Raw genomic sequence first — 17,212 nt, forward strand, 5'->3', positions numbered from 1 at the left:
GGAGTGAGGGAGTGATTTCCAATCCTGCCGTCCCTCACTCGTTCAATCCTTATTTATCAGTAAGCTGATTGACAACCTCCACCAACCGGTCGAAGTTCAGGGGTTTCACCAGCACATCGTTGAAACCAGCGGTTTTGAACTCTTCTTCCGTGTAATTTTTGGCATTACCGGTAATGGCAACAACGGGGATATTGGCTTTTTCCTTATCGGCCAGCGCCCGCACCCGGCGTACGCATTCCATTCCATCCATCACGGGCATATTAATATCCAGCAGGATGATGCTGAAATCTTCTTTCTCCAGAATCTGCATGACCTGCTCCCCGTTTTTGACGGAAGTGATGTCGTAATTCTGAAACTCGAGAATTTTACGGGCTAGGTTCTGGATAACGGAGCTGTCTTCGGCAATCAGTACTCGTTTGGTAGACATAAAGTCAATGGCTTGTGGTGAACTAAACCTTCACAGAAAATTTGGACAGGTGAAATTAACGACTATTCCAATAAGACAAAAAAAATGTTCGTATCCTGTCCCACTTAATTGATTTTTGGCGGCAGTAACAGGGTGAATTTGAATTATTTCATTGTCCGGTAAATTTTTTAATATGTAGTTAATACTAAATCCAGATGATTTTGTATTTTTACTATGCTTTATGACGTGTACCATTGCCAGTCTCTTAATGGCTATCCAATAAAACGCTGACGAACAGATTTTTTCTGCTGCCTCTGTTTCCCTTTGCGATAGCTGCCCAGTGCCAACGTATTCCACGCAATTTGTAGTCTTCTAATGCGACCTGTTTCCGGCAGTTCGGTTGACCTTCTAACCCATGAAATTAACTGGCCCTGATTCTTCTTTTGAATTGAATATTCTGGATTACGAGTATAGCGATTCACAGTATTTTATGGATCGCAACTGGCTACTGGTTAGTCTGAAAACTCGTTACCAAAATAAGGAATACACCACAACGGCGCCCCTGTTATCCACCTGGGAAATTGAGCTGCTGATTCAATGGATGCGCTCGGTGGTGTCCCGGCGGCAGTTGTCGCCCCGGCTTTCGTTTGTAGAACCGTGTCTGGGTTTCCGCTATGCGTCAAGTGACATTAATCGTTACCAGTTTGGCATCAAACTCGATCAGGAAGCGACGCCCGACTGGTACGACGACAGTTCAAAACCGTTCTGGTTGCCCGTCATGCCGGACAATGATGAACTGGAACACGCCATCTACGATCTGGAAAAGCAACTAAACCTTTTTCCGGTGCGGGCTTAAAACCGGTTCGGGCCTGTCCAGAAAGAAATAATTGGAAATGCCGGTTTTCCGGCTGATTCACAACCGCATCCGCTTACTACGTTCCCTGACCATCCGGATAGTAAACACCAACTTACGAGTCAACAAATGAGCGAATTACCGGGCCAGCAATGCCCGTATACCGTTATTTCCTTTAACCGGATCGCCAGTTACGGGTTCTCTGCATTCAGATCGGGCATCAATTCCCGGAGGATTTTCTGAGCCGCTACGGAAATAACCGTCCCGGGTCCGAAAACGCCTTTGACGCCCGCATCGTACAGAAACTGGTAATCCTGCGCCGGAATTACGCCCCCGGCAATGACCACAATATCGTCGCGACCAATTTTTTTCAGTTCATCAATCAGTTGGGGTACCAGCGTTTTATGCCCGGCGGCCAGGCTCGACACCCCGACAATATGCACATCGTTTTCTGCGGCTTGCCGGGCCACTTCCGCGGGCGTCTGAAACAACGGCCCCATGTCTACATCAAAGCCCAGATCGGCAAAGCTCGTGGCAATGACCTTGGCCCCCCGGTCGTGGCCATCCTGACCCATTTTGGCGACCAGAATGCGGGGGCGACGACCATCGCGTTCGGCAAAGCGGTCGGTTAACTGGCGGGCCAGCCGGAAATTTTCATCGTCGGATACTTCCGCGGAATAAATGCCTGATACGGCCCTAATCGTAGCTTTGTGTCGGTTAAATGCCTTTTCCATAGCGTATGAAATTTCGCCCAAGGTGGCCCGGTGCCGGGCGGCTTCGATGGCAAGGACCAGCAGGTTGGTGGCAAAGCCGGATTCGGGTAGCCCGGCGGTACGGTCTAAACCGGCGGCTTCCGTAATCGTAGCCAGTGCGGCTTCAACCTGTTCCTGATTCCGGTTCGCCTTTACTTCGTTGATCCGCCTGATCTGCGCTTCCCGGACGGCCTGATTATCTACTTCCAGCAATTCGAGTGCGGTGGCTGCTTCAGAACGGTATTTGTTCACACCCACAATCACGTCTTTCCCGGCATCAATCCGGGCCTGTTTGCGGGCGGCTGCTTCTTCGATGCGGAGCTTGGGCAAACCGGTTTCGATGGCTTTGGTCATGCCGCCGAGTGTTTCTACCTCCTGAATCAACGACCAGGCTTTCTGAATCAACTGATCGGTCAGGGATTCAACGTAATACGAACCGCCCCACGGATCCACCACGGCGGTAATATCGGTTTCGTGTTGCAGATAAAGCTGCGTATTGCGGGCAATCCGGGCCGAAAAGTCGGTGGGCAGCGCAATGGCTTCGTCCAGGGAGTTGGTGTGCAGCGATTGGGTATGTCCCAGGACGGCCGCCAGGGCTTCCACGCAGGTCCGGGCCACGTTGTTAAACGGGTCCTGTTCGGTCAGGCTGTACCCGCTGGTCTGGCAGTGCGTCCGCAGCGCCAGTGATTTTGGGTTCTTCGGATGAAACGGCTTGACCAGCGCGGCCCACAAAACCCGGGCAGCCCGCATCTTGGCAATTTCCATGAAGTGATTCATGCCGATGCCCCAGAAAAAAGACAAACGGGGTGCAAAGTCGTCAATGTTCATTCCGGCTTTCAACCCCGTTCGGATGTATTCCAGGCCGTCGGCCAGTGTGTAGGCCAATTCCAGTTGCGCCGGAGCGCCTGCTTCGTGCATGTGGTAACCGCTGATGCTGATGGAATTGAACTTCGGCATGTGGCGGCTCGTGTAGGCAAAAATATCACCGATGATCCGCATCGACGGTTCGGGCGGGTAGATGTAGGTGTTTCGCACCATAAACTCCTTCAGAATATCGTTCTGGATGGTGCCCGACAACTGTTCGGGCCGCACGCCCTGCTCCTCGGCGGCCACGATGTAAAACGCCATAATCGGAATCACGGCCCCGTTCATGGTCATCGACACCGACATCTGATCGAGCGGAATCTGGTCGAACAGAATCTTCATATCCTCGACGGTATCGATGGCAACCCCGGCTTTTCCCACATCACCAACCACCCGCGGATGATCGGAATCGTAGCCCCGGTGTGTTGCCAGGTCGAACGCTACGGAAAGTCCTTTCTGTCCGGCTGCCAGATTCCGGCGGTAAAAAGCATTCGATTCTTCGGCGGTCGAAAAACCGGCGTACTGGCGAATGGTCCACGGCTGCGTCACATACATACTGCTGTACGGCCCGCGCAAAAACGGCGGAATCCCGGCTACGGAGCCCAGATGCTGGGCATTGGCGAGGTCCTGGGGACCATACTGTGGTTTGATTCGGATGCCTTCGGCGGTAACAACCGAGCGGGCCGAGGAGGCCACAGAAGGTGGATCGGCGGGTGGTTGACTGGGTGTGGTTTTAAAATCAGGGCGCATAACGGTGTTCGGGTAAAGTTTATTCAAAGGGGGCCGCCAACCGGCGTTCGGGTAAAACCTGGACGGTGCTGGTTGAAGAGTCGTCGGGCTGACGGATGGGAGTGGCAGCCGATTCTTCATCCATCCGGAACTTCGTCACTCCCACCAGAACCCGCCCGTTTCTGACGGCTTCCACGTTGGCCTGGTACGCTGTTTCGATCTCGTTCTGAATAAAGCCCTGCTCAAACGCCTTTTGCAAACCGCCCCGGTTTTCTACCGCCAGAAACAACGCCCAGGCCGATTCGGCCAACTGATGCGTCAGGGTTTCGAGGTAATACGAACCGGCCGCCGGATCGAGCGTTTTGTCCAGATGCGCTTCTTCTTTGAGCAGAATCGAAATGTTACGGGCGATGCGGCTCGAAAACGCATTGGGTTCACCAAAAACCGTATCATACGGATGAACGGTTAGCGCATCGCAGCCACCGATTACGGCCGCCATCGCTTCTGTCGTACCCCGGAGCAGGTTCGTATAGGGCGTAGCCGTAGCGTCGTGAAAGGTGGAAGTTTGGCCGTGTAGAAATAAGGAATGAACGATAGACGATGATTGGTAACCACTTATAAGGCGTTGCCAGAGAACACGCAGGGCGCGGAGTTTGGCGATTTCGGTGAAATAACTCGTACCGACCGAAACCGAGAGCATGGTTTTGGAGAGCAGTGACTCAACGGACAAACCGGCGTCGGTCAGCGAATCGTAGAGATCGACGGCCGTGTTCAGCAGAAAAGCCAGTTCCTGCGTGGCGTTGGCTCCGGCGTTATGGAAAACGTGGCTGCTCACGGTAATGGTCCGGAACTGGGGCGAATCCAGCGTCCGGCGGGTAGCTTCCGCCAGTTGCGCAAGGCTTTCACCGGGGGGCGCGCCAGACCGAAGATAAGGAGAGAAAGGTTCCGCAATAATACCGCCTTTTAGTTGGTAGGGCAGCAGTTCTAGCAGGGGCGCCACCAGCGTCTCTGCCGGGCCGTCGGTTTGAAACCAGACGGGTGTTTCGCTCAGTTTCAGACCGTTCAGCAGCCGTTTCCAATCCAGTTCGGCCATGTTGAAGCTGGTCAGATCCAGCAGCAGACCGTCGGCTCCTTTGGCCAGCGCATCGCGCAGAACGGTATTGGTATCACTCACGGAATGAAACTGTATTCGGGGCACGTTCAGCCAGCCCGGCGACTGGTTCGCTATGATTGGGTCCGTTGCAAGGGGCAGCCGGTCGCGGTCTTCAGCGGTATAGAAAGGCTCTCGTTCAAAACCTTCCGGACTCATCCGTTTCAGGGATTCAAAGGGTTTTCCTTTCAGGTCAGCAACCACCTGCTGCGTCCACTGCGCTTTTGAAACCGGCGGAAACAACGCTTCTAGATTAAGATCGGGCATGGTTCTTGATACTTAAATGGCTGGATGGTTACAAAGGGTAGTCTTAAGGATTGAAAGCGTTGTCATCCGGTTAATTTACTAGCTATATACTTGTCCTTAACCAAAAAAACGCTGACTCGTCTTATCCCGGTCCCCCTTATATCATCCAGTCTTTTTTCCAAAGTTAGGTCTTTTTAGAGGAACGTCACAGGAGCGGAGGGAGCCGTTGCGGATGGGGTTGCATTATTCCCATAATCTATTTTTATGGCTTGACCAACAAAAATTTTGCCTGTATTTTTATCCTACCAGAGTTGACAATCGGTCTTGTCCGCTCTGATTTTTTTCCTACTTTTGTCTCCCTTTTTTAACCCACCGGGCTAACTATCCTCGGGTAATTGGCTTTTGAATAGGCAAAATGTAACAGTGAGCATACCCGTACCCGGCATACAACGCGAAGCAGTGACGGTCTGGAACCGTTGCCTGCAGGTAATCCAGGAGAACGTTTCAGACCAGAGTTTTCGGACCTGGTTTGAGCCAATCGTTCCCCTGCGCCTGAATGGCAGCGAACTAACCATCCAGGTTCCGAGCCAGTTCTTCTACGAATGGCTGGAGGAAAACTATGTTCATTTGCTCCGGAAAGCACTTGACTTTGCCATTGGGCGCCACGGCCAGTTACAATACTCCATTATTGTCGATAAAGGCGACGAAAGCAGTAAACCGCTGACGGTGAATGTGCCAACGACAAAATCGCCCCAAACCGCCAAACCCGACAATGTAGATGCCGATATTCTGAAGAGTCCGTTCGAAATGAAGGATCTGGACTCGCTGCAACTGGATTCGTACCTGAACCCGGCCTACACGTTTGATAATTTTATAGAGGGCGATTGCAACCGGCTGGGCCGTTCGGCGGGCTTTGCCATTGCGCAGAATCCGGGCACGACGGCTTTCAATCCGCTGATGATTTACGGGGGCGTTGGTTTGGGAAAGACCCACCTGGTGCAGGCCGTCGGCAATTATATCAAGAATAACAACCAGGATAAGTTTGTCCTGTACGTTTCCTCCGAGAAGTTTACGACCCAGTTTATCAACGCCATCCGGACCGATTCACTGCGCGACTTCATGAGTTTTTACATGCAGGTTGATGTGTTGATCATCGACGATGTGCAGTTCTGGGCGGGAAAAGAAAAAACGCAGGAGACGTTCTTCCACATTTTCAACCACCTGCACGGCGCCAAGAAGCAGATTATCATGACTTCCGACCGGGCTCCCCGCGATTTGCAGGGCATGCAGGACCGGCTTCAGTCGCGGTTCAAGCAGGGATTGACGGCGGACCTGCAACAGCCGGACCTGGAAACGCGGACGGCAATCATCCAGAAAAAACTACAGGCCGAAGGGATTTTTATTGAGCATAATGTGATTGAATACCTGGCGCATAGCATCAATACGAACGTTCGGGAGCTGGAAGGCGTCATTGTGTCGCTGATGGCCCAGGCGTCGCTCAACCGCCGGGAAATTGACCTCGATCTGGCCCGAAATACCCTCCGCAACATCGTTATCGATTCGGATAAAGAAGTAACCATCGATACCGTTCAGGACGTAGTCGCTGCGCATTTCAACATCACCGTGGCCGACCTGAAAAGCAAAAGCCGGAAAAAAGAAGCCGTTTTTCCGCGTCAGATTGCCATGTTTCTGGCAAAAGAACAGACGGAATTGTCACTGAAATCAATTGGTTACCACTTCGGTGGCCGCGATCATAGCACGGTTATTCACGCCATCCAGACCATCAGCGATCTGGTCAGCAACAACCCCCAAATCCGGGAAACCGTCGAAAAACTGAAAGGCTCGCTAAAATAAAGTTTGTCGGTATCGTTTCCGGTAAGTGACTTAATGGGTTCCGGTCACTCTGAACAAGAAACGATAAACCGATCCGCTCGTTGGTCCGCTACCTGTCCCGCAATCAGATTGACGTTACTGCCTACGACCGTTGCATTGCGTATTCCCCGCAACGGCTGATCTATGCGTTTTCGTGGTATCTGGATGTGGTAACGCCGGGCTGGGAACTCCTCGTGGAAGGTGATTATGAACGGGTGATGCCGTTGCCCGTTCGTTGGCGGTACGGTGTGAAAGCCGTCATTCAGCCTCTCTTTTGTCACCAGTTAGGCGTATTTGCCCTTCATGAAACGCCCGACGCAACGGTATTGACCCGCTTTCTGCACACGCTGTATCAACACGTTCGCTACATTCCTTCCTACCAGTTTCAGGCCGCCAACATGCCCGGCCTGACGGCCGAAGCGGGGCAACTGATTCCGATGACCAACCACGTGCTGAATCTGCAAAAACCGTATACCGAACTGGCTGCCGGGTATTCGAAAGGGCAGAAATGGAACCTCAGACACGGTTTGCGGCAGAACTGGGAATTTACGGAAACCGACGACATAGCTCCGCTGATCGGGTTGTTCCGAACGTACAATACCGGTGGCATTGGTCGGGTGGCATCCGACGCTTACGCGAAACTTCAGCGGTTGGTGGCGGTATTGCAGGAGCGGCAGCAGGTTCGCATTCGGGTGGCGCAGCGAAACGGCCGGGTAGAAGCGGGTAACCTGCTGGTGACGGATGTAAACCGCGTGATTCACCTGTTTTGTTCGGCCAGTCCGGAAGGTCGAAAAGGCAGTGCCCGAACCGTGATTCTGGATCAGTTTATCCGGGAGTACGCCGGACAATCCATCTGGTTTGATTTCGAAAGTCCGGAAGTAGACAGTCTGGCGGCTTTTAACCGGGGGTTTGGGGCCGGGCCGGAGCCGTATGTCCGGCTGGTGAGCAATCGGTTACCGGGGCCGATGCGGTTTTTGCACCAGATCAAAAAGCGGCTGCACCAAACCCTTCTGCTTCGATGACAATTCGTTACCTCGACCGCCCTGCCCTTGATCCGGATCGCTGGGATGATTGCGTAAATGCGTCGACGCAGCGGTTGGTTTACGCGGCTTCGTGGTATTTGGACGCCCTCACGACCGGCGACAAGGCCCCGCACTGGGGCGGTATCGTGGCCGAAAATCAGGGGCGGTATGTGGCCGTAATGCCGGTTGTTTACAAAACGAAGTACGGTATTCGGTATGTTTTCCAGCCTGATTATTGCCAGCAACTGGGCGTTTTCAGCCGGGACGGTGTTGATCTGAAAACGGTTTTTTCCTATTTCTGGCAGCGGTTGAACCGGCGCTTCAAGTGGGTGGTTTCGTATCGGTTCAACGAGAAAAATGAGCACGAACTTTGCTTTCCGGATGGGTTACAGGTCATTAAACGGAGCAATCACGTATTGCCGTTAAACAAACCCTACGCTGAAATTTATCAGGGGTACGCAACGGACCGGAAAACGAACCTCAACCGCGCACGGAATACGGGTTGGGTGGTGGAGGAACGTTCGGATGTGCGGCCGTTGATTCAATTGCACCGCACCCACAACGAGGAAAAAGCCGTTGGCGGTATCGACCTGGATTTAACGATTTACGACCGCTTTGCCCATGCCGTCGATGAGCTGCACCAGCGCGGTTTGGTCCGGATCTGGATGGCCCGAAAAGAAGGAGCCGAATCACCGGAAGCCGGTGGGGTGTTTGTGGTGGATCATAACCGCATCATTTACCTTTTTAACGGCGCGTCGGTTAGCGGGCGGAAGCAGCAGGCCCGGTTGTGGATGATCAACCGGCTGGTGGAGGAATGGGCCGGGAAACCGCTGGAATTTGATTTTGAAAGCCCCGCCGTGGGGGCCGAATCGGTCAAGGCCTACTACCAGAGTTTCGGGGCCGAAAGCCGGTTTTACACCGAGATTTCGTACAACCGTTTGCCCCGGCTGCTGACGTACGCCCGGACGCTGATGCGCGATTTGGGAGCCAATTGGGTAAAAAAAACGGGCCGAAGCCCGTTATCATTAGCGTTTAAAAAACTTCAGTTCGTTTCGTAAACCGGCGTGATTTTTCAGGTCCATTTCCATGGAGCCAACCCACAATTCGACTTCTACCTTCACCGGAATTTTGTTTGCGTCATCGGACACCCAGATTTTAATGGCATCTTCCCCTTTAAACAATTTGTTTTCCGGCAACAGCGGATTGAGTTTAAGCACGTTGATGTGGCCAAACTTGGTTTTGATGACCTCCCGGCCTCGATACCGCACCTTCATGTTGTACACCTGATCGTCAAAAAACGCGGGTACTTCAATCACCTGGCCGGTATTAACCCGATTGAAATCAATGGTCCGGAGGTAATAATAGCCGCTGATGACGTCGTGGACGTTATCGGGCACTTTAAACACGTCCTTCTCGGTTTTTTCCTCCGACCGAACGGTATTGGCGAAGTGGTTGAAGGTAACGTTTTCTTCCTTGCGGTGGTTGCCTTCTTCAACGTGCAGGAAAAATTTCTGCGGCAAAATTGCCGTCGTATCAATGTAAGACCGCCATGTATTCCGAATACGGGTGATCAGGTCAAACGCACCCACCGTGCGACCGTAGACATTGACCCGGTAGCAGGGGCGTTCGTTGACTTTATAAACCGTCGGCGCAACATCAACCGTGGCTTCGGCTGCGTTAAAAATACCGTAATGGACCTTGTACTCCAGGTGTTCGCCGGTTCCAAAGCTGGTATTGTTGACGCGTCGGTACGCATTCTCCGGTTTCAGCGCCACCTGTGATAAGGCAGCGGTGGTTATGATGGACAGGATGACAATAACTTTTTTCATAATCGCTTGACCCATGGCCTCGCAAAGTTCAGGATTAGAGATAGCTATTTATTACAATAAACGCATGAACCGACAAAAAAGCCCGTTCAATTGATAAAATTCATAACGACGGGTACGTCTTTTTCAAATACGTCAGGTACTGCTGGAAATTGCTGTTGAATTTCTCCTCAAACTCGCGCCGGAAACTGTTTTGCTGTTGCCGGTAGGTTTTGTATCCTACGAAGTACGCGTTATTGGGTAAATTCTGTTGCGTAAACCGCCGTTTTTTAGGATTCGGTTTTTCCGCCGACGGTCTGGTTTCCAGCGTGTCTACGGTTTCCACAATCTGGGCAATCAACTGCCACTTCCTGTCTTCTTTGACCCGTTCGGGCGTTTGAGGGTTGTAAGTTGCGTATAAACTATCCAGTTTTTGGGTACCGCGCAAAACATGTTCGTCGTACTTTTCGCCGTACTGCTTCGCATCCAGATAACCCAGGGCTTCCGGCGAGTTGGCGCCGTACTTCTGGGTCAGGAATTTCAACGCTCCGTATTCACCGACAAAATCGGCCAGGTTTTCGTTGTATTCCAGGTTATCTTTAACAAACAGTGTGCCGTGCGTCAACTCATGGATAATTAATTCCGCCAGTTGCCCTTCCGACCGTTTCAGCATTGACGAAAGAATCGGATCGCGGAAAAATCCTAAAGTTGACCAGGCCGATACCTCATTTAAACGCGTATCAAAGCCCTGTTGTTTCAACGCGTTCAGCTCCTGGTCGGCACGGTCTTTTTCGAAGAACCCTTTGTAGGCAAACATACCGATAACCGGAAACCCCCACTCTTTGGCCGCAAGCCGGTATTTCTCCGAAGCGACGACAACCCACAGGATCGGCTGCCCGTGCTGGTCGTAAAATGTTGTGTAGTTTTTGGAGGGGTTAATCCCCAAAGAGTCAATAGAGTAACGCTTTATTTCCTGAATAAGTTCTATTTTCCGTTTGAGCGAGTCCGGAAACGACGCATCCGCCAGCACTTCTTCGACCGGTCGGGTATTCCACAGAATCCGGAATTGTCCCTTCGCCTGCATCCAGCCGTAGCCGATCAGTTCGCGGTACCAGATGCCCAGCACCATACAGATACCCAGGAGCGCCAGGAGGATTTTTTTAATCATGAACAAAAATTGAATAGAATACCCGCAAGCCATAAAACCTGAACTGGCACTATGGTGTTGCTTACTAGACAGACTGTGTTTCCAAATTACACATCAATAAGACATTTATCCGGGAAAAATCCTCTTCCAACAGATGATTTTTCCTTCTTTTTTTCTGTTTTCGTTTTCAAGCTTCATACGGGTGAACGGTTTTTAACGTCGGGGCGGGCGGTAATGATCGCAAATCCTTAAAAGTTAACAAAATGGCTGGTTACAACGAAGTATTGGCAGCGCTGCGGGAATACCGCAACGAGTTGGAAGAACGGGTTCAGACCGAAATTGAATCCCAGTTTGAGGAAGGCAGTACCATCCTGAACGCGTTTTCTGCCCGGGGTGGGGTTTCGGCATTTGCCACGCCCTTGTCGAACGTACACGCTTCCGGCGTCGGTATTCGAATCAAAGCAGGCAAACCCGTTAGGGATAATTTTGTGCTGAAAGTGTATGTGTTCGACAAACTGGATCTGGGTGCGAACACGCCTTCCATCACCCGGAGCTTTCAGGGCATTGAAGTCGATGTAGAAGCGTTACCGATTCAACTGGCGCTGAGCAAAACAAAAGCTAAGGCTGCGACCACCGTGGAGGAGCACCGAAGCAAACAGCGGCCCATTGTCGGAGGAGTTTCCATTGCGCCCCTGAATGAATCGTTTGTTGGTACGCTGGGGTGCTTTCTGCAACGGACGGTTAGTGGTTCCAAGCAAGTTTTTGTTCTGAGTAACAACCACGTTCTGGCCGATACAAACCGGCTGGCTATTGGAACGGCCGTTGTTCAGCCGGGGCCGGAAGTAGCTCCCACCAGTCCAAACGACGTTTTTGCCGCCCTGAGTGCTTTTATACCGATTCAGTTTCCGGCCACCCGCATTGACCCGGTTGTGAATGTGTTCGATGCGGCCATTGCCGTGGTGGCCGACGAAAAGCTGATTCGTAAGGGCGAGATGCTGGGCATCGGCAGGTATGAGCCGAAAGTGGCCGCGGCTGTTCCGGGTATGCGGGTGATCAAATCCGGACGAACCACCGGCGTAACGACGGGCATCGTCACGGCCACCCGCGTCAACGGTGTGCAGGTCAATTACGGAACCCGTACATCGCCCCGCATTGCGACGTTCAACGATACCGTCGAGATTGTGAGCGAAGACGAGACAAAACCGTTCAGTATGCCCGGCGATTCGGGTTCGGTCATTCTGGACGCGGATACGGGCCGACCGGTGGCGCTCCTGTTTGCGGGCGATGGCCGGACAACCACCGCCTGCGATTTCGGTGGGGTGTGCCGGCAATTTCAGGCTTTTCCCGTTTAAGGGTAAATTCCAGCTGGTTGCAGAAGATGCCATCAACCTGTAACTTCGTATGTAACCCATGTCGCCATGAAGCCAAGCGTTCATATTCCGGGCCGACCCACAACCGAGCAGCCGCCCAATCTGGGTGATTTAGCCGCTTCCGTGCACCTGCATCATCCGGCGGTTATCCGGAGCGGGGTAACAACAACAAGAGAAGGGGATTGGGCAATACTGGCAGTGGTAGAACAAAACACGCCCGTACCCATTCGTGAAGTGGAAAGCGAATGCCGGGGCTTTCCGGTTATTTATCAGGAAGATTCGGGCCGGATGCCGGTGGCCCGACCGGCTTACCCCGCTTCAGGCGAATAAGCGCTTACCGGCTAAACCAGACGTAAACGCCTTCCGAATGCTCAAATAAGTTATTGGCAAGATCATAATGCGGTTCAAACCGGACGGTTACGCCAAGGCCGTCCGTTATTTTTATGTCTTTCAGAAACCGTACCATCAACAGTCGCCGGTGCTGTTCCCGATACGTGCTGTTGTACCGGCGCGTGTAACTCTGGTACAGATCTCCGCCCAATTCGGCCCGGTAGCCGTTGCCGTTCCAGTAACTCAGCAAAACCGTTACCGGTTTCAGATTGACCGTCAGGTTAGGGTAAAAAGCCCCACCGGAGTACGGTTTGTCGGCGTTTTCGGTGTAGCCCACCGTGTAGGTATCCAGCCGGGCCGAACGCAGAAAGCCGGATTTCGGATTCTGCCACGTCAGGCTCAGACTGGCGGTCGCATTAAGCGCTGTCCGGACAGGTAGCGGGCTGTTGATATTCTGCCCACCCGCGTGAAAAGCGGTGATCTGTACGGGGATGGAAAGCACCCATTCCTGATTGGGGTTACCAAACCGTTGTTCCGCGGAAATGCCGCCCCAGAAGTGCTCCTGACGGGTGTAGCCGGGCAGGGTGTTCTGGAGGTAGCTTATCCAGAAATCGAAGAATGTGCGGTCGGTCTGGTGGTTAATTTGCAGGCCGTTCTCGATCCGTTGCTGGAGCAGCCGTTCAAAATTATACAGTGGCTCGATCAGCCTGTGACCCACCGATCCTTCCAGCGTCCCAAAGAGGTAATTCCAGTTGCGGTGCTGAAACTTCACGGTAAACGTTGGCGCCAACTGCGTGATGCGGTCCTGTCCAAAATCCTTTTTAAAGAACACGCCCGCTTCCAGCACCACGTTGGGTGCAGGCTGGTAGGCAACCCGAGGGTTCAGCTGATAGCCGAATAAAGTATAGCCGTCGGCGATGGGTCCGAAGTACTCATTATTCCGGACAAACCCCAGGCCGTTGAATCGAAATTGCCACTTTTGCGTACTGTCAAACGGAAACCGTTGTTCCAGTTTCTGGTTGGGTACTTGGGCCGATGTTATGTGTGAAATAAAATATAAATAACATATAAGTATTTTAGCTTTTTGCCTGAATGCTACGGGGCCTTTGTGAAACTGTTTAATCTGTGTTATCTTTAGCCCGGTAATAAGGCGTGGAATACGCTTCATGTATTATTGATTATTTTACAAGACTTCCTTGCAATTTTGGCCGAAAAATGCTAATTTTATAAGGTTAAACATACTAAAAATTAATTTTTGCGTAAACACATCACATGGCACAAGCACCTGCTAGTACGGCTAATGACAGCAAACTGAAAGCCCTGCAAACGACCATCGAAAAATTGGATAAAGCCTACGGAAAAGGAACCGTAATGCGCCTGAGCGAGAGCAAAGTCGTTGATGTTCCGGTTATTTCGACGGGTTCGCTGGGGTTGGATCTGGCGTTGGGAATCGGCGGTGTTCCGCGCGGCCGGATCGTTGAAATCTATGGACCGGAATCGTCGGGGAAAACGACGTTGACGATGCACTGCATCGCCGAAGCGCAGAAGAACGGTGGCCTGGCCGCCTTTATTGACGCCGAACACGCTTTTGATCGCGTCTATGCCGAGAAGCTAGGAATCGATACCAAGAATTTATTAATCTCTCAACCCGATAACGGAGAGCAGGCGCTCGAAATTGCCGAACACCTAATTAGCTCCGGCGCAATTGATATTATTGTTATTGACTCCGTTGCCGCTCTGGTTCCGAAAGCTGAACTGGAAGGCGATATGGGTGAAAGCAAAATGGGTCTGCAAGCCCGGTTGATGTCACAGGCCCTGCGGAAACTGACGGGGGTAATCAACAAAACGGGTTGCTGCTGTATCTTTATCAACCAGTTGCGCGAAAAAATCGGCGTTATGTTTGGAAACCCCGAAACAACGACCGGTGGTAACGCACTGAAATTTTATTCATCCGTTCGGTTGGACATCCGCCGGATCGGACAGATTAAAGACGGCGACGATATTCTGGGGAACCGCACGAAAGTGAAAGTGGTTAAGAATAAGTTAGCCGCTCCGTTCAAAGTGATCGAATTCGACATCATGTACGGTCAGGGAATCTCCAAAGTAGGCGAAGTGCTTGATCTGGCTGTAGAACTCGATATCGTGAAGAAATCAGGCTCCTGGTTCTCCTACGATGGGAACCGGCTTTCGCAGGGTCGTGATGCAGTTAAAAACCTGCTGCTGGACAACCCCGAATTGATGGCTGAACTGGAAGCCAAAATCCGGGCTCACGTCAACAGCGACGAAGAAGCCCTGGTTGATGCTTCTGGTAACGCAGAAGAGGATGAGGACTCACTGAATTAAGCTTCCGCCGTGCGTTGCTTTGAAGAAATTGAAGCGGAGTGTTTTATTTAATTATTGTTTGACAAATGAAGAGGTGGTTGGCTGTTGCTGACCACCTCTTTTTTGCTTTTTGGATAGCTATAAAACACAAAAACCGGCCTCGGCCGGTTTTTGTCTGTATGGACGAATTCGAGTCTGTTAACGGTCGCCGATGGCTTTGAATTCCCGCAGCGTAGCGCCGGTGTAAATCTGACGCGGCCGGCCGATGGGTTCCTTCTGTTCGCGCATCTCTTTCCACTGGGCAATCCAGCCCGGCAGACGGCCAATGGCAAACATTACCGTAAACATATTGGTCGGGATGCCCAGCGCGCGGTAGATGATACCAGAGTAGAAGTCAACGTTCGGGTACAGTTTACGCGATACAAAGTACTCATCGCTCAGAGCGGCTTCTTCGAGACCTTTGGCAATTTCCAGAACCGGGTCATTGACGCCTAGTTTGCCCAGCACGTCGTCGGCGGCTTTTTTGATGATTTTAGCCCGTGGGTCAAAGTTTTTGTAAACGCGGTGACCAAAACCAAACAGCCGGAAGCCGGTTGTCTTGGCATTTTTAGCCATATCAATGTATTTAGCCACATCACCACCGTTCTCCTTGATTTCTTCCAGCATTTCGATTACTTCCTGGTTGGCGCCACCGTGCAGCGGTCCCCAGAGTGCGTTGATACCGGCTGAAATCGACGAATAGATGTTGGCCCGCGACGAGCCCACCAGCCGAACCGTTGACGTTGAGCAGTTTTGTTCGTGATCAGCGTGCAGAATCAGCAGCTTGTTCAGGGCGCTGGATACCACCGGATCGGGCTGGTATTCTTCCACCGGCAGCGCAAACATCATTTGCAGGAAATTCGAGCAGTAGTCAAGTTGGTTCTTGGGGTAATTAACCGGATGCCCCTGCGACTTTTTGTACGACCAGGTGGCAATGGTTGGCAGTTTCGCCAGCAACCGAATGATGTGCAGTTCGGTTTGGTCCGGTGCTTTTTCGTCGTACGAATCCGGGTAGAAGGCGCTCAGGGCACTGACCAGCGACGACAGCACGCCCATCGGGTGCGCGTTGTTGGGGAAGCCTTCAAAAATCTTCCGCATGTCTTCGTTGACCATCGTATGACGCCGGATGCGGTCTTCAAAGGCCGTGTATTGTTCCTGCGTCGGCAGTTCGCCGTAAATCAGCAGGTAAGCTACTTCCAGAAAGCTGGCTTTTTCGGCCAGATCTTCGATTGAATAACCCCGGTAATGCAGGATGCCTTCTTCGCCATCCAGAAACGTGATTGCACTCTGGGTGGCACCGGTATTTTTATATCCTCTGTCTAAGGTGACGTAGCCCGTCTGGTCGCGGAGATTGGAAATGTCTATGGCTTTTTCGTTTTCGCTACCAACAATAACAGGAAATTGATAGGTTTTACCATCGACAGATAATTCGGCTGTGTTTGACATACGTATTCGGGGTAGAGTAAATCGGTTATGGTAAATTGGAATAATTAGGTTGGCACTCCACTGGATCAGTACCTGCAAAATGCGAACGGTACATTGGGCATACTCACCGCAATGGTAGACTCCGCGCCGGGCGAAATTAGCCAAAAACTAGTAACGACACATGATTACTTTGGTAAAAACATGAGGAATGTCCAAAATCTACTTGTTTAACCCAAAGTTGAGACCATTAGTTGCAGGTATGGCTTGATAATTGCTCCATTCCTGTCCCCCGCCGAACCGCGCTCACCAACCGGATTAGGTTCCTCTCGGCAGCGACCAGATCGGCCAGCGATCAGCAGCAACAGGAAACCCTAGTGCTGAACTATCAGCGTTTGGTTCGCCGGGTGGTGATCACATCGTACGACGTTTTTCCGAAAACAATAGCCAGAATGATGGGCAACAGTACGGCACCGGTTTTAAACCCTGAGCCCGTAAACCGGTAAGCGCCGGACGAAAACTGGGTGTAGGTCTGAAAAACAAGGAAAAGGCTGGCCACAAACAAGCCGATTGCCAGCACCACCGCCACCGGGCCGCTCGTCACCCGCTTGATAACCAGACTGATGGTTAAGGCAACCAGCACCGTTACCGCCACGGTTGCCATGGCTTTGGGCAGGGTTTCGAGGTAATCGTGGTCGTACCAGAAAATACCGATCTGCCCGATCAGATTGGGGTGGGCAAGCAACCAGCCCGCAACGACGGTCAGAACCAGCAAAACAAGATAATAAAACAGGTTGGTGCGCATGAAAAACAAAGGTGATTGATAAAGATAAAACCAATCTTCGAAAGTTTTTGTCAATAAAAAAAGCCTCTTTCGAGGCTT

General features: G+C 51.8%; 15 protein-coding genes. 7 read left to right on the forward strand and 8 right to left on the reverse strand.

Features of this window, described 5'->3' with window-relative positions; translation table 11 throughout:
• Positions 1-49: 49 nt before the first annotated feature.
• On the reverse strand, positions 50-427 hold the full coding sequence (locus tag LX87_RS05830) for a response regulator (protein WP_111627195.1): 378 nt from the start codon (positions 425-427) through the stop codon (positions 50-52).
• Between the two features lie 394 nt (positions 428-821).
• Here LX87_RS05830 and LX87_RS05835 point away from each other — a divergent pair, with 394 nt between their 5' ends.
• Positions 822-1,262 carry a WapI family immunity protein gene (locus LX87_RS05835; RefSeq protein WP_111627196.1) on the forward strand — a complete coding sequence of 147 codons (441 nt, stop codon included), beginning with the start codon at positions 822-824 and terminating at the stop codon, positions 1,260-1,262.
• 188 nt (positions 1,263-1,450) lie between these two features.
• Here LX87_RS05835 and scpA read toward each other — a convergent pair whose 3' ends face one another.
• Together scpA and LX87_RS05845 are read right to left on the reverse strand one after the other, a co-directional pair.
• Positions 1,451-3,625, reverse strand: coding sequence for a methylmalonyl-CoA mutase (gene scpA, locus LX87_RS05840; RefSeq protein ID WP_111627197.1), 2,175 nt, complete (start codon positions 3,623-3,625; stop codon positions 1,451-1,453).
• A 19-nt stretch (positions 3,626-3,644) separates the two neighbouring features.
• Positions 3,645-5,021 carry a methylmalonyl-CoA mutase family protein gene (locus tag LX87_RS05845; RefSeq protein WP_229310554.1) on the reverse strand — a complete coding sequence of 459 codons (1,377 nt, stop codon included), beginning with the start codon at positions 5,019-5,021 and terminating at the stop codon, positions 3,645-3,647.
• Between the two features lie 423 nt (positions 5,022-5,444).
• On the opposite strand from LX87_RS05845, the gene dnaA reads away from it, so the two are divergent.
• The 3 genes from dnaA to LX87_RS05860 all read left to right on the forward strand — a co-directional run bounded on the left by dnaA (position 5,445) and on the right by LX87_RS05860 (position 8,952).
• On the forward strand, positions 5,445-6,854 hold the full coding sequence (gene dnaA / locus LX87_RS05850; RefSeq protein ID WP_111627504.1) for a chromosomal replication initiator protein DnaA: 1,410 nt from the start codon (positions 5,445-5,447) through the stop codon (positions 6,852-6,854).
• 80 nt (positions 6,855-6,934) lie between these two features.
• Positions 6,935-7,894, forward strand: a complete 960-nt coding sequence (locus tag LX87_RS05855) for a GNAT family N-acetyltransferase (RefSeq protein WP_111627198.1) — start codon at positions 6,935-6,937, stop codon at positions 7,892-7,894.
• The gene (locus LX87_RS05860) at positions 7,891-8,952 is read left to right on the forward strand and encodes a GNAT family N-acetyltransferase (RefSeq protein ID WP_111627199.1); all 1,062 of its coding nucleotides are present in this window, start codon (positions 7,891-7,893) and stop codon (positions 8,950-8,952) included. The genes LX87_RS05855 and LX87_RS05860 overlap by 4 nt, the downstream gene beginning before the upstream one ends.
• On the opposite strand, the gene LX87_RS05865 is transcribed toward LX87_RS05860, so the two are convergent.
• Together LX87_RS05865 and LX87_RS05870 are read right to left on the reverse strand one after the other, a co-directional pair.
• Entirely contained in the window at positions 8,920-9,723 is an 804-nt protein-coding gene (locus tag LX87_RS05865) for a DUF3108 domain-containing protein (RefSeq protein ID WP_111627505.1), read from the reverse strand. The two genes, LX87_RS05860 and LX87_RS05865, sit on opposite strands and share 33 nt — an antisense overlap.
• A 100-nt stretch (positions 9,724-9,823) precedes the next feature.
• Positions 9,824-10,867, reverse strand: a complete 1,044-nt coding sequence (locus LX87_RS05870; protein WP_111627506.1) for an aminopeptidase — start codon at positions 10,865-10,867, stop codon at positions 9,824-9,826.
• Between the two features lie 242 nt (positions 10,868-11,109).
• On the opposite strand from LX87_RS05870, the gene LX87_RS05875 reads away from it, so the two are divergent.
• Entirely contained in the window at positions 11,110-12,198 is a 1,089-nt protein-coding gene (locus tag LX87_RS05875) for a Nal1-like putative serine protease (RefSeq protein WP_111627200.1), read from the forward strand.
• Positions 12,199-12,264: 66 nt separating this feature from the next.
• A complete protein-coding gene (locus LX87_RS05880; RefSeq protein WP_111627201.1) occupies positions 12,265-12,546 on the forward strand; it encodes a hypothetical protein in 282 nt (93 codons plus the stop codon).
• Positions 12,547-12,550: 4 nt separating this feature from the next.
• On the opposite strand, the gene LX87_RS05885 is transcribed toward LX87_RS05880, so the two are convergent.
• The gene (locus LX87_RS05885; protein ID WP_111627202.1) at positions 12,551-13,714 is read right to left on the reverse strand and encodes a lipid A deacylase; all 1,164 of its coding nucleotides are present in this window, start codon (positions 13,712-13,714) and stop codon (positions 12,551-12,553) included.
• A 104-nt stretch (positions 13,715-13,818) separates the two neighbouring features.
• Between LX87_RS05885 and recA the strand changes: the two genes are divergently transcribed.
• Complete coding sequence (gene recA, locus LX87_RS05890; RefSeq protein WP_111627203.1) at positions 13,819-14,889, forward strand: recombinase RecA; 1,071 nt, start codon at positions 13,819-13,821, stop codon at positions 14,887-14,889.
• A 177-nt stretch (positions 14,890-15,066) separates the two neighbouring features.
• Here recA and LX87_RS05895 read toward each other — a convergent pair whose 3' ends face one another.
• Together LX87_RS05895 and LX87_RS05900 are read right to left on the reverse strand one after the other, a co-directional pair.
• Positions 15,067-16,353 carry a citrate synthase gene (locus LX87_RS05895; RefSeq protein ID WP_111627204.1) on the reverse strand — a complete coding sequence of 429 codons (1,287 nt, stop codon included), beginning with the start codon at positions 16,351-16,353 and terminating at the stop codon, positions 15,067-15,069.
• A gap of 364 nt (positions 16,354-16,717) precedes the next feature.
• Complete coding sequence (locus tag LX87_RS05900) at positions 16,718-17,134, reverse strand: hypothetical protein (protein ID WP_111627205.1); 417 nt, start codon at positions 17,132-17,134, stop codon at positions 16,718-16,720.
• Positions 17,135-17,212: the final 78 nt, after the last annotated feature.

This window comes from Larkinella arboricola (assembly GCF_003259745.1).
Taxonomy (GTDB): domain Bacteria; phylum Bacteroidota; class Bacteroidia; order Cytophagales; family Spirosomataceae; genus Larkinella; species Larkinella arboricola.

Excerpts from the sequence above, each read along its gene's own strand:
- LX87_RS05830 (WP_111627195.1), bottom strand. The coding sequence starts at position 427 with ATGTCTACCAAACGAGTACTGATTGCCGAAGACAGCTCCGTTATCCAG.
- LX87_RS05835 (WP_111627196.1), top strand. The coding sequence starts at position 822 with ATGAAATTAACTGGCCCTGATTCTTCTTTTGAATTGAATATTCTGGAT.
- scpA (WP_111627197.1), bottom strand. The coding sequence starts at position 3,625 with ATGCGCCCTGATTTTAAAACCACACCCAGTCAACCACCCGCCGATCCA.
- LX87_RS05845 (WP_229310554.1), bottom strand. The coding sequence starts at position 5,021 with ATGCCCGATCTTAATCTAGAAGCGTTGTTTCCGCCGGTTTCAAAAGCG.
- LX87_RS05860 (WP_111627199.1), top strand. The coding sequence starts at position 7,891 with ATGACAATTCGTTACCTCGACCGCCCTGCCCTTGATCCGGATCGCTGG.
- LX87_RS05865 (WP_111627505.1), bottom strand. The coding sequence starts at position 9,723 with ATGAAAAAAGTTATTGTCATCCTGTCCATCATAACCACCGCTGCCTTA.
- LX87_RS05870 (WP_111627506.1), bottom strand. The coding sequence starts at position 10,867 with ATGATTAAAAAAATCCTCCTGGCGCTCCTGGGTATCTGTATGGTGCTG.
- LX87_RS05875 (WP_111627200.1), top strand. The coding sequence starts at position 11,110 with ATGGCTGGTTACAACGAAGTATTGGCAGCGCTGCGGGAATACCGCAAC.
- LX87_RS05880 (WP_111627201.1), top strand. The coding sequence starts at position 12,265 with ATGAAGCCAAGCGTTCATATTCCGGGCCGACCCACAACCGAGCAGCCG.
- LX87_RS05885 (WP_111627202.1), bottom strand. The coding sequence starts at position 13,714 with ATGAAGCGTATTCCACGCCTTATTACCGGGCTAAAGATAACACAGATT.
- recA (WP_111627203.1), top strand. The coding sequence starts at position 13,819 with ATGGCACAAGCACCTGCTAGTACGGCTAATGACAGCAAACTGAAAGCC.
- LX87_RS05895 (WP_111627204.1), bottom strand. The coding sequence starts at position 16,353 with ATGTCAAACACAGCCGAATTATCTGTCGATGGTAAAACCTATCAATTT.
- LX87_RS05900 (WP_111627205.1), bottom strand. The coding sequence starts at position 17,134 with ATGCGCACCAACCTGTTTTATTATCTTGTTTTGCTGGTTCTGACCGTC.